This window comes from Ekhidna sp. (assembly GCF_040220215.1).
Lineage (GTDB): Bacteria > Bacteroidota > Bacteroidia > Cytophagales > Cyclobacteriaceae > Ekhidna.
The window spans coordinates 739,458-756,130 of the sequence record NZ_JAVJTR010000016.1 but is presented as its reverse complement, the minus strand read 5'-3'; the positions used below and the strand labels follow the sequence as shown (position 1 = coordinate 756,130).

The 16,673-nt window shown below is 40.7% G+C and carries 16 protein-coding genes; 6 read left to right on the top strand and 10 right to left on the bottom strand.

The features are described 5' to 3' along the window. Nucleotides 1-16 precede the first annotated feature (16 nt). Entirely contained in the window at nt 17-283 is a 267-nt protein-coding gene (locus RIC88_RS12180; RefSeq protein ID WP_350217808.1) for a DNA-binding protein, read from the top strand. Nucleotides 284-286: 3 nt separating this feature from the next. After that, on the top strand, nt 287-544 hold the full coding sequence (locus RIC88_RS12175; RefSeq protein ID WP_350217807.1) for a hypothetical protein: 258 nt from the start codon (nt 287-289) through the stop codon (nt 542-544). A gap of 35 nt (nt 545-579) precedes the next feature. On the opposite strand, the gene RIC88_RS12170 is transcribed toward RIC88_RS12175, so the two are convergent. The 6 genes from RIC88_RS12170 to RIC88_RS12145 form a co-directional block, all read right to left on the bottom strand. After that, nucleotides 580-1,248 carry a hypothetical protein gene (locus RIC88_RS12170; RefSeq protein ID WP_350217806.1) on the bottom strand — a complete coding sequence of 223 codons (669 nt, stop codon included), beginning with the start codon at nt 1,246-1,248 and terminating at the stop codon, nt 580-582. A 39-nt stretch (nt 1,249-1,287) separates the two neighbouring features. Next, the gene (locus tag RIC88_RS12165; protein WP_350217805.1) at nt 1,288-1,731 is read right to left on the bottom strand and encodes a hypothetical protein; all 444 of its coding nucleotides are present in this window, start codon (nt 1,729-1,731) and stop codon (nt 1,288-1,290) included. A 364-nt stretch (nt 1,732-2,095) separates the two neighbouring features. Beyond that, nucleotides 2,096-2,551, bottom strand: a complete 456-nt coding sequence (locus RIC88_RS12160) for a hypothetical protein (protein ID WP_350217804.1) — start codon at nt 2,549-2,551, stop codon at nt 2,096-2,098. Continuing rightward, complete coding sequence (locus RIC88_RS12155) at nt 2,548-3,282, bottom strand: hypothetical protein (RefSeq protein WP_350217803.1); 735 nt, start codon at nt 3,280-3,282, stop codon at nt 2,548-2,550. The genes RIC88_RS12160 and RIC88_RS12155 overlap by 4 nt, the downstream gene beginning before the upstream one ends. Before the next feature lie 12 nt (nt 3,283-3,294). Next, on the bottom strand, nt 3,295-4,488 hold the full coding sequence (locus RIC88_RS12150; RefSeq protein WP_350217802.1) for a hypothetical protein: 1,194 nt from the start codon (nt 4,486-4,488) through the stop codon (nt 3,295-3,297). A gap of 29 nt (nt 4,489-4,517) precedes the next feature. Continuing rightward, nucleotides 4,518-5,255 (bottom strand): hypothetical protein, encoded by a 738-nt coding sequence (locus tag RIC88_RS12145; protein ID WP_350217801.1) that lies wholly within the window; start codon nt 5,253-5,255, stop codon nt 4,518-4,520. Nucleotides 5,256-5,478: 223 nt separating this feature from the next. Between RIC88_RS12145 and RIC88_RS12140 the strand changes: the two genes are divergently transcribed. Together RIC88_RS12140 and RIC88_RS12135 are read left to right on the top strand one after the other, a co-directional pair. Beyond that, nucleotides 5,479-7,017, top strand: coding sequence for a hypothetical protein (locus tag RIC88_RS12140; protein ID WP_350217800.1), 1,539 nt, complete (start codon nt 5,479-5,481; stop codon nt 7,015-7,017). 62 nt (nt 7,018-7,079) lie between these two features. Continuing rightward, nucleotides 7,080-7,478, top strand: coding sequence for a hypothetical protein (locus tag RIC88_RS12135; protein WP_350217799.1), 399 nt, complete (start codon nt 7,080-7,082; stop codon nt 7,476-7,478). A 4-nt stretch (nt 7,479-7,482) separates the two neighbouring features. On the opposite strand, the gene RIC88_RS12130 is transcribed toward RIC88_RS12135, so the two are convergent. Continuing rightward, on the bottom strand, nt 7,483-9,006 hold the full coding sequence (locus tag RIC88_RS12130) for a type IV secretory system conjugative DNA transfer family protein (RefSeq protein WP_350217798.1): 1,524 nt from the start codon (nt 9,004-9,006) through the stop codon (nt 7,483-7,485). A gap of 220 nt (nt 9,007-9,226) precedes the next feature. Between RIC88_RS12130 and mobF (RIC88_RS12125) the strand changes: the two genes are divergently transcribed. Together mobF (RIC88_RS12125) and RIC88_RS12120 are read left to right on the top strand one after the other, a co-directional pair. Further along, on the top strand, nt 9,227-12,067 hold the full coding sequence (gene mobF / locus RIC88_RS12125; RefSeq protein ID WP_350217797.1) for a MobF family relaxase: 2,841 nt from the start codon (nt 9,227-9,229) through the stop codon (nt 12,065-12,067). After that, nucleotides 12,012-12,437 (top strand): hypothetical protein, encoded by a 426-nt coding sequence (locus RIC88_RS12120; RefSeq protein WP_350217796.1) that lies wholly within the window; start codon nt 12,012-12,014, stop codon nt 12,435-12,437. The genes mobF (RIC88_RS12125) and RIC88_RS12120 overlap by 56 nt, the downstream gene beginning before the upstream one ends. 272 nt (nt 12,438-12,709) lie before the next feature. On the opposite strand, the gene RIC88_RS12115 is transcribed toward RIC88_RS12120, so the two are convergent. The 3 genes from RIC88_RS12115 to mobF (RIC88_RS12105) form a co-directional block, all read right to left on the bottom strand. Next, complete coding sequence (locus RIC88_RS12115; RefSeq protein WP_350217795.1) at nt 12,710-13,099, bottom strand: single-stranded DNA-binding protein; 390 nt, start codon at nt 13,097-13,099, stop codon at nt 12,710-12,712. A 308-nt stretch (nt 13,100-13,407) separates the two neighbouring features. Beyond that, on the bottom strand, nt 13,408-13,857 hold the full coding sequence (locus tag RIC88_RS12110) for a hypothetical protein (protein WP_350217794.1): 450 nt from the start codon (nt 13,855-13,857) through the stop codon (nt 13,408-13,410). After that, nucleotides 13,793-16,543, bottom strand: coding sequence for a MobF family relaxase (gene mobF, locus RIC88_RS12105; protein WP_350217793.1), 2,751 nt, complete (start codon nt 16,541-16,543; stop codon nt 13,793-13,795). The genes RIC88_RS12110 and mobF (RIC88_RS12105) overlap by 65 nt, the downstream gene beginning before the upstream one ends. Between the last annotated feature and the right edge of the window lie 130 nt (nt 16,544-16,673).

Genomic DNA, 16,673 nt, shown 5'->3' with positions numbered 1-16,673 from the left:
TTTGCATTCCTGATATATGGAAGTTGTCTGCATTGAAACCGAAGCATTTTATTCTCTTGTTGAGCAGGTGGTTGAAAGACTGCATGAAAACAAGACTGCCAACGAAAAGTGGATTGATGGAGCTGAAGCCATGAGAAGGTTGGGGATCAAGTCAACCACTACCCTTCAGAATTTAAGAGATGGTGGAAGTATTAGATTTTCACAACCAAGTAAAAAGATCATCATGTATGATAGCGAATCTATTGATCAATATTTAGAGGACAATGCTCAAGAACCACGATAAGACATGGAAGAAATAGAAGTATCAGCAGAATATAAAAAAGGGTTTAATCAAGGTTATACATTGAAGCAACACATGCCTGAAATTCTTGATGGCCTCAATGTTCCTAACAATGTTAAGAATTCAAACGACTATATCCAGGGTATGAAAGATGGTGGCAATCAATTTGCAATAGATAAGGAGCGCGGATTAATAAAATCGGAAACTGAGATTGGGAAAGAAAGCAAGGATCAAGAAAGGGACATCGGTATTGACCGTGACTAGCCCTCTCCTGAACCTTCTAGCACCGTCAGTAATAATTAATCAAAGAGTTCATATTGAATTGATTTAGGCTTATAAATCCTCGATTGTTTTTTATACTGTTGTCTCGTCTCCATGTATTCGAAGAAATACTGAAATCCAACGGCTATCAATGACATCAGTAATATGATTCCCAAAACACCATCACCAAAGCTCAGATGAATGATAGCACCAACAATAAATGGTGTTAATTCGATTAGTGTCCAACCGCCTGAATCTTCAACTTTTAAGAACTTCACAATTACAAAGTATGCTATTGATTGTCCCTCGTAGAATGGGTAACGCTTTTCGTAGTATCCTAAAGAAGAAGAAAAAATTCGAAAAGCTCCAGCAGCCCCCACCGCAATTGTAAAAGCGGTCAATTGGTTTGATGATGGCTGCCAATATCTATCAACAAATGCCCAAAACCCAGACTCAAATGAAAAACTCCATTTACCAGTCTCAACAAAAGACTGTAGGTCAGAAAGTATTGGACTTGGAGAATTAATAAATAACAGCATCAAAACACATGCTATGAAAGTAATGACACTGGTTTTTGTTACTCCTGGCTTAATTCTGGTCAACACCCGAATTGGATAAGCCAAAATTGCATTAATAGCCATTCCAAATTCAACGGCTGCCATAAGTAATAACACAGCACCTATGATGAGTAATATTGTAGTAATCATAATTGTATTGTTTTGTTCATGGGAAAGTTTTCGAGTGCACTATCTATCTTCTCTATCGATTTCGATGTTAGGTTCATTCACTTCAGCAGAATCCCGCCAATTATCGATGAAGTCAGACTTAGCTTCATCAAGCTTATCAGGCTCTGAATACTTGTTCGCCTCAGAGCTTTGCTTGTTAAATTCAGGATTAGCCTTTTCCTGATCTAGAAGTTTAAGTGCAGCATCACGGCTACCTCCAAACTCCTGCCAAAAGGTCGGCTCAAGCTTTGTTTCAAACTCCATAAGCTTCTCTTGAGCAATGTTATTCAACCGATGTAGCTCAGCCTCTCTGGCTTCTTGCTGCATGTCTGGAGTGCCAACAAACCTCTTTTTACTTAGTTCTTCTTGGACCTCCTTTTTCAGTTCAAACTCTTTAGACTCAAGCTCTTTGCTGTATGAGCTATCTAGTTCTTTGAAAATCTCATGGTTATTATTCGTTGCCATAATCTGAATATTTTGTTATACTTTTTGATATGTAATTTTTTAAGAAAGGCCAATTGATGACTATTGGTAAACAGCTATCGGATACAGAAACTGAAATACTGAGAGAGTACTTTAAAGAGCTTAATTCCCGCCTTACTGGCCCAGGTGTTCAAGTCTCTGAAGAGATGCTCAGATCAATGACCTATCGTTATCAGCAAGTAATCGAAATGGCCGGCGATTGTCCGGAACATGAAATCCCAAGAAGAGCGGCCCAGGTAAGATTTGGTTACCTAGTAGGGTTACATGTCCAAGATATACTTGCCAATTCTGCAACCAGCCAAGAAGTACACTAGCTGCTATCGAATGATAGATTTTTCATAGTCAATTATTTTTTAGGAAAAACATCTAAATAGTATTGTGAAACCGTATCTAGTTCGTCTCTAGTAAAAGGGCTATTTGCTGCCCCGTCGGGATGAATCATCTTCAAAACCTGGCTCCAAAGTGACTTGTATGTATCAGCATCAGAGTCCACAATAAAATCATACAGCTCCGCATATACTTTTGATCTTACATTCAGCTTATCATGATCAATAAAGGAGCCGCCCACACCAAACACAGCTTCAAAGTTCTCCATGAACTTTTGTGTCACCCTGGTTCTAGGCCTCTTTGTATGCTGTTGTGGCTCAGCCTTATTGACCTTTTTAGATCTAAACCAGCCAGCGATCCTGTACCACAACCACCATAATTTCAATCTAGGTATCCCATGGCGCGCAACCCTTAGTAGATATAGGACGACAGGCAATGCCGCAATAGAAAAAAGAAGTATAGTGTACCTATTCATAGTGTTGCTTCTTTTTGTCCGTAATCGAGCGCGCTAGGCACAAGTGAACACAATGCGGAAAAGGCAAGGAATATCCCCAACGTTAGCTCGTCGAAATACACAATGAGTAAGTATGCTGCCACAGCATTCAGGCACGGCTCATAAATTACCTCCCAAAACGCGCGCTTTAAAACTGGTATTTGCTTTGCCAAGAGCAGGTGAAAAATTGAATGCCCTCGTGATCTTGGATTGCTTTGATCCCTTAGTTTAGGGAAGTACAAAAAGATTAATTGCGCTAACCCAATGATATAAAACCAGATCTGGAAGTAAGCCATAGGCATACTTCTTGGAATCCATAAGTTGCTCAAAAAATCCCAATCTGTTTCCTGAGTAGAGAACACACCCCAAATTGTAAGCCCAAAGGCTTTAACAAACTCCCAAACCGCGTAAATGTCACTCTTTAAATTGATGACAGTGATAAGGAACGCACAACTTATATAGAGAATCCAACCATACGAATGCTTCCCCAAGAAAAAACGTGTTGTTAGCCTGCTCGGCAGGCTAACAACGTCAACCATAAATCCTGCAACACCGATGTAAAGTTTCATCCACGGCCCTCTGCCACTGTAGTGTTTCATCACAATGGATTTGTATACCTCAGACCAAAACTCCTTATTCAACCAGCCGTGCATAATGATTAGCAAATCACTGTGACGCGGGAACCGATCTATCCTTTCAGTTAACTGGGACATGGTACACTTTGCTTAACTTACCTGATGAATCAACCTCGCATTATGGCTTTCAACCCATATCCTTATCAACTGCATAGCAGCTGCGAATAACTCATCTTTCTCTTTGGGTGGATTGTAGTGAACGATAATTGTTATTCCAGACCAATCCTCGTAAGAGTGTTCATAGAAGTGTTCATCAATTTTCCTTATGATTTCCTCCGCCTTACCATTTTTGAATATTACCTGAGGATTTCGAACATGATCTCCAATGTCGAAAGCTGGCGAAGATGGCAGCATGTCAGAATACAAATGCAACCGTTTCACTTGAGCTCCGCTTTTCGCAAGCTCATTGCAATTGACCTTTATAGACGGGAATATATACGACTCTCCCAGATTCTTATCAACACCGTCTAAAAATTGAATCCATCCTTGATCAATTTTGGCTCGATAAGCCTTCTGCGCCATTATTCTATCTCTATCTTTTCTGTCCCAAAAACCTTCTGCATAATCAATTGATTCAGTAAAGCTCTCTTGGACTCGCCTATTATTAATAACGGTTCCTTTTATCTTGTATTTACCTAAGCTGACTTGTGTCGCACTAGGTAAAATAAGAATTGGCGTAATGCTTGTTGGAATGCTTCCATCAAAAGAACCTGTTACATCACCATCGACAATCTCATAGACAAATTCTGCTTGAGCCTCCTTGGAATCATTGGAACCATTTGAAGAACACCCCCCAAACAGAATAGCCAGCATGACAGTTGCTGCACCCATTGACTTAGAAATTCCATTGTTAGATGAATTGAATTGAAAAGGGGCATTCCTTGTAGCACCTTCCAACGCTAACTCTTTATGGTGTTCTATCTCCTCAACAGAAGTAGTAAGAAAGTTTTTCAGTGACTTTTCATCACACTTAAGAACTCCTATCTTCCTTTTAATAGTTACCGGACTTGCCGCCTTTGTAGCCAAATTGAGAAATGTGTCCTCTAGATCTTTTCGATCATTTGTCAAATTCTCAGTAAGAGTTTGCGCATCGTTATTGCATTTATTCATCTCTTTATAAAGAGACTTGGAATCAGACTTCATTTTTTCAGATTCCTTTTCCATTTTTCCTATTTCTTGGGATTCTTCCGCATTCGCTCTCTTAAGCGCCCAAGAAAGTCCTATCACGAAAAGTGCGATTGGCACTAACGCGAAAAAAAGATTAGTTAATAATTCGTATTGCATTTTCTTATTGTTTAAGCGTTAGACATTAATTACAGATTGAAATGAAGTAGTCTTGTTAAGACCAGAGTGACTAGGATAAGTGTACTTATTGAGCCAAAAATCCATTTCCTTACTCGGTTCTTTTCTAGAATAGCCTCTCCCCAGAAATGGGCCAAACCAGCCATTATAAAAGCAAAAAGTGGCAGGAAGAAAATGATTGTTTTGTTATCTCCTGCCCCCGCTTCTTGCAAGGTCATGTAAAGCGCTAAGGCATCACCAAACCCTAATAGGAGCTGCCCTCCTATATATATCTTATTATTGTGAGCTGGGTGTTTCTTTACTTTTTTCCTTAGTTCTTTAGTTGTTGAATCAATCCGTCCTGCATCTCTTTCAAGCTTGGAAGCCTCTTTTCCTAGCTGAATGGATTCATTTCGTAACGGAATGATCTTTTCATTAGCCTCTTTGTTGATCTGAGCCAGCTTCTTGGTTTTTTCTACACTCGTTCTAGCTAACTCTTGCTTGACGCGCTCATCTTCAGTTAGAGTTAATAGAAACTCTAAAGATTTTCTCTTATTGATCACATCATTGATCGGGAACTCAAATTCTGTTTTGAGCTGTGATTTTGCTTGCCTACCTCTATTATTAATGGACTTATGAATACTACTAAGCACTTGGCCTTTAGCCTCCTTCTCATATTCTCCAAAGTCCCCTAAACAATTACCAATTATATCAGCAACGGTGTCATGTAGGCTCCTTTCTCCTTTCTTATATAAAGATTCTACTTGCATAATATCCTGGGTTTATTAGTGGAACATCGAGCTTAAACCTAGGATTTATATGCCTCAAAGACTGGTAGTTACATAGGAATGAACAGTATCCAGCGCTGTCCTGCATTTGATCACCGAGCTCTAGAAAACACCGGTTCACAACCAGTTATTTGGAAAACATAGGAAAATTGTAGAATTTCCGTCGCTGGAAAATACAGGAAAACCCAAGACAACTCAGGAAAATATGGGAAAAGACGAGAAAATTCCTTTCTTATACGTCAATCAAACCCACTTAAGTACTAATGACTTATTCGACAGGATTTGTCAGCTTGGTAAAGCCGTTGGAATTGGTCTGGACAATACAAAAAAGTTAAAATGGGATGATTGGTTAGGTGATAATGAGGACTTTAAAAAAGAATATCCCATTGGCGATAAAATGGAGGGAGGAGGTATAAGCTATAGTAACATCAGTAAGATATACAAAGACACGATCTCCCCACTTATCCAACGACTAGCGCAGAACAAAGATCCAGAAATACAAGATCGTCACCTTCGCAAGTACATTAGACAGTTTGAAAAATATTTGAGAGCCCTCTATGCGTACAGACCTGACCTATATATCGAAGGAAGTATACGCCTAGAAAGAGATTATAATATTAGTAATAAGGAGGCTTACGAAGAAACTGAAAAGAAGGTTCCCGCAGTTGAAACCACCAAAGAAAGCTTCGACCAAGCTAATGAAACCGTAACAAATAGCCCATCTGATATAAAGTCTTCAAGTGAAAGTGAAAAGCTGGTTTGGTACGTATATTTCTTACATTTTGTAAAGAAGGGACAAAAGAAAGAAATACCTAAAATTGCTCGAACAGTACTCACAGCCTACGATAATAATAAAGCTGAACTCAAAAATTTGGTGGATGAGGTAAGTAAAAATTATGCAGGAAAATGGGCTAAATTGGCACACCCCAAGCTATATTCTTTTGATCTTTGGTGGCCGTCCGAAGATGATAAGCAAAGGCACCTACATTTTAAAGTAGAATTCGGTGCAGGCGATAGAATTCTCTTTGGTTCATATACAACGTATGACTCTCATTCTATTCATTCGGGTAAATTACTTTTCGAGCGCATTAGCTCAAAACGTCAACTGCAAGAACAGATTACGCCCCTGGCCATATCTCACGTAGAAAATCTTGGTGATTTCGAACAAATTGATGAGAATATTATTGAGTATTTGTCCCTCTCTAAAGACAATCACATAAATACTCCTGAGCCCTTAGGTAATATTAAGCTCTTACAAGACTGGGTTGATGATATAAACCCATTTAATAGTCCAGAAAAACGATTTTTTGATCCTCTTCCCCCAAGACTATTCATTGCCTCACCTAAAACTTCTCTAAGCGGTGAGGAAAGGAAGCACGAGGAATTTGTCGAAAAAATATATTCCGATATAGAAAACAAATTTGGAAAGGACCTTGAAGTTAGGCTTAGAAAACACGATATGGAAGCTGAAGAATTGGCATCCTACGATAACTTAAAGTATCTGGAGAAAACAAAGTTCTTTATCCTGGTATTGAATAGCACAAATCAGGCCTCTTTTTCTTTGGTTCAATTAGGGTGGGCTATGGCACACTGCAAACACTGTATGGTCGTTTTTAACCCAAATAACGTTTCAAGTCGGTTTAGTAAAGCCAAAAATGTTGGATTTGTACCACGGGAATACAACGATCCAGAGAACGAGTACAACGAAATAATTAAAGATATTCTTGACTTTATTCAGCCTTAAGGGTAATTATTTACGTATATTGTTATCCCTTTTTTCAACCAAGCGCCCAAATAGGCCACCAAATGATTGTACTAGTAGATAGATTTAATCGGAACGTGCTCCATGCTTATGACAAGCTTAATAACGGATTCCCAGCGGGGTTCTTAGCCGAATATTTGCGCTATATGAAAGCTTTAAGCCTAAATGAATGGGACCCAAAAATGGCTGCAATCTATTTGGAATCAGACGGCCAAGGCATGGAAAATAACGTGCAGACCCCACAACCATTCAATAACATTGAAAAGCATCGTGTCTTAATGAGACTGATCGACCTTTATCCTTCCGAAGTATTAATTTGGGATGATTTAAAAGATGCCTATTATGAATTGCATGGAAATGGCTATAAAATACCTGAACAAAGACTGATTGGAAATAGCGAAATACTTTGGCCTTCAGAGAAGCTTGAGCTTCAGTACAGCTAATCGATCAATCCCTCTGATTAAATTTCACTTTTAGATAGTTCAAATCATTTGACCACATATGTCCCGTTTGAGTAATAATGGCTTCAGTTTTATAGCCATTAGAAGGATTTCCCCCTTTCTGAAGTGTCGTAAAATCTCCAGCTAAAACTTGTGGGAATAGTTGTTCAGAGAACGTTGGAGAAGCAGGGTTCGATGATTGTTTTTGTATGGATGTCATCTGCCTAAAGCGCTCTCCAATTGCCTTAGAGGCATACTCATTTGTTTCGAAATCTGAATTCGCATGATAGATTTTAGTGGTCAAATTACCTAGCAATGACTTGGTTTTAGCTTCAGAATTATCATCACCCATCGCTACATAATAGTTATTTATGTTTTGCGTCAAATACACAATGCTTGTAAGTGAGGATCTCGCTGTCGTTGCAAAAAGCTGATCATATTGAGATAGGTAAAATTGGCTTTCATCTACCCATAAAAAGACCGGTGTAAGATTGCCATTATCTTCAATTTTGCGCCTCTCCATGGACTGTTGGAACAGATACTTGTATATCCCTGCTGCTAGGACTCCAGCTAGTAAATGCTCTTTCACTGGAAAGTCTAAAATGATAATTTTCTTTTCGAGATAAGCCTGTTCCGGGAAGAGTTCAGGGCTAACATGGCCCGAAAAATGAGCCTTCAATAATCCAGAATTGAAGTACTCAACCAAACCAAGAAAGCTCTCTTCAACGATGGATTTTGTACGATCTGCGAGACGTGCAAATTCTCTAAAGAAATAGCTTTGAACAAGATCATTCCGAGACCTTTCTTCTTTATCAAAATCTTCAGTATCTAAAGCTGTTAGCAGACATCGGACGCAATAGCTGCGACTTTTCCAACGCTCTAGCGCATTGTTGGCCTCTTCAATTACATGTTCTTGCTCTTCCGGATTCCTTGTTTGTTGAACGAATTCAACTACTTGTTTGGCCTCTGTACTATTAGGAGCCGTAGAGATCACCTTTCTCATATTTTCTATGGTGACCTCCTGATTACCCAAGTAAAGCAAATCAATAACCCTTCCAATCGCCCTTTTAACTGCGTTATCCCAGAACCTTTCGTCCTTTCCCGATCCACCACCTCCAGCGGAAAAATTACGGCTGATTTCGAACAGAACCATGATCAACTCAACCAGGTTTAATGTCTGTCCAGCTCCTTCACCATCTCGTTCCATTTCGTAACGTATCGGATTGAATTGTAAGCCAGATTCACTGTCAAAAACAAGCTTATCATGATCACGTCCGGCCTCTTTTATATACTTCTCCCAAACCTCTCTTTCATCAGGTTTCGCGCACAGAACCAACCCACCAAAACCATGCTCTAAATAAGATCGTGCTATCCGTTTCGCTGATCCAGAGGACTTACCAGAACCGGTGGCTCCGAAAATCTGAATTCCCTCGACTGCATTACGAACAGTGAACTTATCTGATGAATGACCAGGCCAAGGAAACAGAGAAGTATTTAACACATCCCTTACTGAGTTTTTTGACGATTTCAAAACTGAGAATTTAATAGTTAAACATTGATTTTTATGTCTTGGAATATAGTGAACATCAACGCAAGTAAGCCAAGAAAGCCGCAAAAATTTCCCTAGATCATGCTAAAAACGAATAAGAAAAACCTTACCTTTAAATTATACGTCTTAGCATCATAAGACGAGATGTCTACGTATAAAAAAGCTACGTTTGCATTGCACCCACAAGTGACCATTAAAAGTTATGTTATCGATAGAAGCTTCGAGGAATGCTGAACAAGCAAAACGATACTTTCGCGAAAGTCTCGCCGTCGAAGACTACTATTCTGAGAAAGCTGAAATCCCTGGCAAATGGCATGGCAGAACCGCAGCAATGTTGGGCTTGAGTGGAGAGGTGAAAAAGTCCGACTTCGAGAGACTCATCGATAACATTAATCCTAATACTAACCAGAGACTAACCCCGCGAAATTCTCCCAACAGACGCCCCCTCTATGACTGTACTTTCTCAGCTCCGAAATCAGTAAGCATACTTCTGGCTCTTACCGGAGACCATGAAATTCTTCAGATTCATAATCGAGCGGTAAGGCGTGCCATGGCTGCTCTTGAAGCAGATATCCAAACACAATCAGGGCAAGGAAAACAAAAACATTATCCAACAACTGGCAATCTGATTTGGGCAGAATTTATCCATCAAACAACTCGACCACTTGAGAGTGAAAAGACAAACGGGAAAAAAGAGTTTGTTCCGGACATGCAGCTCCATACGCATGCGACTGTTCTTAATGCTACTTGGTTTGACAAAGAGGATCGATTCAGGGCTGTTGAATTTGGGTCGGTTAAAAAGCTAGCTCCATACTATGAGGCACTTTACCATGGTGAATTGGGATTGGGCATGCGGGAAATTGGATATGAAATAAAAGGGACTGGGAAGCGCTGGGAAGTGAATGAAATCACTAAAGCCATTAGGGATAAGTTTAGTAGAAGAACACTTGAAATTGAAGAACTAGCTCGGGCACGCGGCATAAAGTCAGCTCGCTCAAAATCTCAGCTCGGTAGGCTTACCAGAAAGGAAAAGCACAAAAGCGTGGAGGATAGTGTTTTACCGGAAATATGGAGAAAAAGACTATCTCCAATTGAGCTTGAAGTAGTAGAAAACCTCAAAAGAAATAACCCTACATCCGGAGACAAAGGAAGGGAAAACCTGACTGCGCAAAAAGCAGTGGATCTTGCACTCAGTCACTACTTCGAACGTCAAAGTGGAGTACCTGAAAAAAGAGTCCTTGGTTTTGCAATTGATCTCACTTCTGGAATAATCCCCCCAAATGAAATCCATCAGGAACTTAAAAACCGAGATGATATTGTTGATGTAACAGAAGGGTCAATAAAACATATAACAACAAAAGATGTCATTCGTGAGGAAGATTATCTGGTAGAACGGGTTATGTCCAATCTAGGCAAGAGCCTACCCCTTAAAGAAGATCATGAGATTACCAATTCACTATTAAATGAAGGACAAAGCGAAGCTGTTCAACATGTCCTAAAGAGCCGAAACAAGATTGTCATGATTAGTGGTGACGCAGGAACTGGGAAGACCACCCTAGCTGTCGAGCTCTCTAAGGCAATTAAAAGCGTTGGTAAACAAATGTATGCTTTTGCAACTTCTGCTGATGCAAGTAGAGGTGAACTTCGAGATAGAGGATTTGACAATGCTGAGACGATAGCCAAACTCTTAAGCTCCCCTGAGCTTAAGTCTAAACTTCGTGGGAACGTCATGCTTATCGATGAGGCTGGCATGATTGGAACACCGACCATGCACCAATTACTGGATATAGCCGAGAAAGAGAAAGTCTCCAAAATTGTGCTAAGCGGAGACTGGAAACAGCATCCCAGCATTGAAAGAGGAGACGCTATGATGCACATGGAACAGGCTGGATTGCCTGTAACACGAGTGGAGGAAATCGTTCGACAGAGAAACAACCCTGCTTATAAGCAGGTAGTAGAGAAAGTTGCAAAGGGAATAGGCCTAGGTAAATCTGAACACAGAGAAATTGAAGTAAAAGAAGCCTTTGATCAAATGGATAAACAAGGTCTGATAGTTGAGGAGGAAAACCTTGGTCAACGCCATGATCTAATAGCAGAAGACTATGTTCAGGCGAGCGCCAAATCTCCCGATGATGTCATTGTAGTGGCACCAACGCACGGTGAGGGCAGGGACGTCACAAAGGCCATAAGAACTAAGCTTAAGGAACAGGACCGATTGGGACAGGAAGACAAGCTTTTTGATCATTTAGTCAATCAGCAACTAACCGATACAGAACGTCAAATTTTCTCAAATTACGAAGAAGGCCAAATCGTAGAGTTTCATCAGAATGTACGTGGATTCAAAGCTGGTACAAAACTTAAAATCGAGGGATTTGATAAGGACAACAACGTATTGGTACGAGGGAATGAGCACATACATCCGGTGCCTCTCCCATTAGAAAAAGCTGAGCATTTTCAATTGTTTAACAAACAAACCATCCCACTTGCTCAAGAGGATCGAATACGTATTACCAAAAACATCAAAAGTATCGAAGGGACACACCTTAATAATGGTAAGGTTTATGATGCCAAGGGTTTTACTCAAGACGGCCATATTGAGCTTTCCAATGGCAAAACCCTTCATAAAGATGCTGGGCATTTTAACTACGGCACCTATAGGACCTCACATAGTGCACAAAGCAAGAACTCTGAGACAGTTTTACTCTGCCAAAGTTCAAAATCCTTTGCTGCTGGCAATGACAAGCAATTTTATGTGAGCATTTCAAGGGGAACGGATAACTTGAAAGTCTATACTGACAATAAGCAATCACTCCGAGAAGTTGTCGCTAGATCAGGTGACAGAATAAGCGCTAAAGAAATTGAGCAGAAAGCCGAACGGCAAAAACAGGCTATGCAGTTACAAAGAGATCGTGAAGAGCAACAACACAGAATAAAAGCATTTTATCAGGAGCGCACAGCTGCTGCTTCTGAGAAATTAAAATCTATCTATGACAGACAAGAACTCAGAACATCACTCGAAGGAGGAGAACCAGACAAAGCCTGAACTTCCTGACCTTGGGGATTCCCCATCAATCTCAAAGCAAAAAGGCGCTGGAGGAAAATACTATGGTGTCGACCTAGACGCCGATCAGCTCCTTTGTCTCGAAATTGAATGCAGGAACGGACGTGACTTGGGCATTCCATATGCCCCAACCCCATGGTCAGAGTTCGTTCCTGATGATCAAGAAGGCCTGATCCTTCGAATTCTGGATTTTGAATATGAGGTTCTTGTCAAAGGCAGAGGCCTCAATCATTTAAAAAAATTCATTCGAACAAGAAAACTGGCATGGTTGAAAGAAAGCAAAAGCGGGAAAGACACTGGCGAAGGAGACGTATTCATTAGTGAGATTCAAATTCATAGACGCAAGGACTAACTACCACTTTTATATATGAACCTCTGACCAAGCGGTCGTAGCGTCACCTTTTATTCGCGCTGAAGGCGTGAAGTGACCTACGTACAAATCTGGGAATTTGTCATGGGCTTCTCGGGAGACCGCTATAGCGGCGGCAAGCCCATTGACAAAAAGCATCGCGTTCGCAGTTTTTGTTATAAGCTGGGGCCATGACTTCATACTTTTAAAGAAAAAGGAAAAAGGAGTCCTACAGCTCCTTTTTCCCAAAACACTACTGGATTGTGGTCTTTTACTTATGCATTTGCAGCCTCCTTATCTTGGTGTTTATTTAAAGCCTTACTAGTACTGAATGTTCCCATCTCAACTTTGTGGGCTTTGATGCTCATCTGGTTTACAGACACTGGAGATCCATCTTCTTTGAAGAATTGCTTCTTTTGATAAATTACACTCCCTGTAACCTTAATGAGAGCGCCAACTTTAAGATTGTTGGCTTGCTTGATAAGCTTATCATCAAAGAGCAAAATATCGTGGAAGGTTGCCCGGTCGACGGTTTGCCAGTTGCCTTGCTCGTCTCTATACCGTTTGTTTTCAGCGAGAGATAAAACTGCGAAGGGGTTTTCTCCTTCATTGTAAATATCTACTTCTAGAGACTTGTTTCCGATCAGTGTTACTGTATTTGTCATGATTTTGGTTCCTTTCTTGGGTTAAATGAAAATCACGATCTTTCCAGGAAGCAAGCGTTATGAGCTAGTTGTCATAGCTGGCGTTAGAAGTTTTTGAGAAACAAAAAATCAACGCTGTTAATCCGATTTATCGGACAGCGTCATTGACTACAGGGAATACGTTTGCAGGAATATCGTATATATTTTCATAACCTAAGAGAGACTGATCATCACAAGGCACTGCAGGAAACTAGTAGAGACTTCAAGAATAAAGAGGAGGAATCCATTACATGTTTTAGATGCTGTTCAACTTGATCGAGAGCATGGTATCATTGGTCATCCTTGAACCTTTCAAACTTTCCTATCAGCCTATGAACTGAACCTTTCACTTGGATGCCATCAATAAATACACTGGATTTTTCATCATCCTTGCCTGAAGGGGATTCCTTGACCCAAAACAAGGTCGATTTTGCAATGGCCTCCTCAATAACTTCCAGTCCCCTACCAGTAATGAGTACTTGCAAATCATATAGTATGATATAGAGCTCACTACCTTCAAGAACCACATGGGGTAAATGGGCATACTTGATTGAGTAAGACCTTCCATAGCGGGTAATCACCTTAAAGCAACTTGCAATTTGACCTTTTGAAGCTACTGCAAAGAGCTGGCTCGATTTCCTGTGCTTGTTTAGATCAGCAATGGGCGAATTGCCATTACCAGCTTGTATGGTCTTGGGGAATGCTCCGCGAAGGTGCGTGTTCTCTTTTGTCTCGTTCATTCATAGCTTCCTGGGTTAACTCGTTGTGGTAAGCTCGCTGCTTTTGCATTAGTAATTTGAGATGCGCAGCCTTGGCGACTTCACCAGCGCTCATCCGATCTGCTGACCGCAGAATTGATTTTTTCAGTGAGTCCTTATCAGAGGTATACAACTTGATCTGCCTCGTTCCTCTAGACACCCCGACGTAAAAAGATTGCTCATTAACACCACCCTGAGATAAGTCACTCATGGAAACCAAAACAGTATGAGCATCCTTACCTTGAGAGCTATGACTAGTATCACAGTATCCATGTCTGAAATGAAACAAGTCATCTGGAATTGTTTTGTTGTTGCTTAGCTCAATGCCTTGCTCACTAAACCCCTTAACTGTATAACTAGTCCCATTCGCCATCTTCGTCCCTTGCAGAGTTGTTGCATTATTCGTCAGTCGAATGCGATCTCCCCTAGCTAAAGGGATGCTATGTTTAGTATACACATTATAGAATTCTGGGCTGCCGTATGGAAGTTGAGAAGTAGTACCAGTCTTTAGATCACGTATCGCGATTTTTCCGCTCCTGGATATTTCAACCACCTCATGATGAGAGCCGGCCTTAAACCCACCTACCTGGTTCTTGGTAAACCTTATCACCTGTCCTCTTTGATAGTTTAGGTGATCTTTCTTTTCTCCTTGAGTTAGTGTTGCATCCCTTAGTACTTCAAAAGTTTTATCCTTTCCGTGAAGCTTTTTGTTTTTCTTCCAGAGGCGTCTTACTTCATTGTTAATCTTATCACCTTCAAGGTGAGTTGGTGAAACGATCAATGTAGAATGCTTTAGAGCGTGAAGGCGGTCAAATTCTTCCACCAGTCTCTCTATCCTCTTTTCATGATCAATAATTTCAATGATAGCCCCTTGATGCTCTAATTTCTCATAGCCTTCAATAAGCCTACCTTTAGCAATATCTTGAACTGCTGATTGATAAGGTGGTGCATTGCGTTGTCTCTCTATTTTATTAACAGCACAGACCTGCAAACGACTTTGCTTTTCTAAGATTTTCAGAGCATCACCGTATTGCGCTGGTGGCCCGTGTTGTTTAGTATCGCCACTTAGTATGGTTCGGGTTTGGTACTTACTGGTAAGCTCTAGAAGCTTCGCCATATTTTTGACGCCAACCATTCCCGCTTCATCTATCAGAAGCACATTGTTCTGCAATTTCTTCTGGACTTTGGGATCATTTAGCAGTTTAGCCATGGTATAGCTTTCTAAACCTTTCTGAGCCAGAACCTGAGCGGCCTGAGTGGATGGAGCAATAGCAATCAGTGACCTTCCAGTTTGTAGAAGGGCGTCATTGACAATAGAAAATATCGTTGATTTACCTGTTCCGGCGGCACCTCTCAAGATGAATGTTTGATCAGTTGTACTCAACATTTCCTCAATGGCCTTGCGCTGCTGAGAGTTGAGAAAATCGAGCTTTATTTCATAATTCCTATTAAGAGCAGGGAATTTACCTTTTCCGGAGGTTACCAAATCGATCATTCGATCTTCTTCGTGGACAAGTTCAACCGTCGTAATATTCTCTATGGTGTTGTACTGAGAATGGAGAATGTTCTCCCTTGAGAGAAGCTCTTTTGCAATCTGATCAATACTGAGATGTCCATATCCAAGGGCGGCGGCGTAAGCGATGACCTTCTTTTGATTTTCAACGGAGTTGCGCTCGAAAACATGCTCCATCGCCCGGTCTATCGCCGTCTTAACCTCGAGTGGAGGAGGCCTTTCGAATTCTTTACCCTTTAATGTGTTTAAATCATGAAACTCTTCATCCGTTAGCCTGCTTAACCAGTGATTATATAGCTGCTGATCACTGAGGGACTGATCACCCTTGCTGTTTCTGGTTTTCTTTCCTAGCTCTCCTTTTTGCTGAGCGGAAAGCACCTTTTCCTTCGAGATTTTATTTATTTCCTGACTTCTTAATGAGAAACGCTCAATCAGATCTCTTGAGACTCCAGCAAGTTCAAAGAATGATCGATGACGTTCTGTTTGAAACCCCGACCTTTCAAGGCCCCTGCTTAATTCTGAGTGATACACCGAACGGATGTAATCGGAGTTCATGTGCATACCATAGATTTCCAACGACTGATAACGTCTTGCTTTTTCATTCCAAGTTATATTAGGAAGAAAGCAATGAGTGTGTAATTGAGGATCAGAGATATGGACAACCTTACCGTCTATTACCTTCTCTACAGGTCGACTTAAGAAGTGATCAAATGCTGCATAGGCTATATTTCCTGTATGAACAAACCCTCTAGCATACCTAGTATTGCTTTGAGTATACATGAGTCTTTCAACCTCACGCATTGCCTTGTTATAGGCTTGTTGATGCAGCTCTAAAACCTTAGGATTTTTGGTAAGTGAATAGAGCAGGGAAACACTCTTAGGCGCTGAAAATGTTAGGTCAACTCCTGCACGTCTATTTTGAGAAGTTCGTGGTGTCAGCGTTTGATCCTCAGCATAGGGAGCAAGGTTATTAACGAGCCTGGAAAACACCTCTTCGGTGACTTCCATTCCCTCTAATCCTAATCTTTTACTTGTATTGCCTGCCCAGCGTGCCTTGATCTGCTGATCAAGGTAGTAGTTACCTTCTTTGGACAGGCCATCTGTGAAATATCGCTTAGCGCCATCGGCGTTATGCGAAACCGTAATCGTTAACATTGGCGCTGTATTCGTTCTGTTGAGAAATGAAAAATGAGAAGCTGGAGAGCAAGGTAATGCTTGAAAAATACTCCTAGGTTCTGAGTTATGTTATAACAAATCTTTACCAGTGAGTCCAGCAAAAACTAAA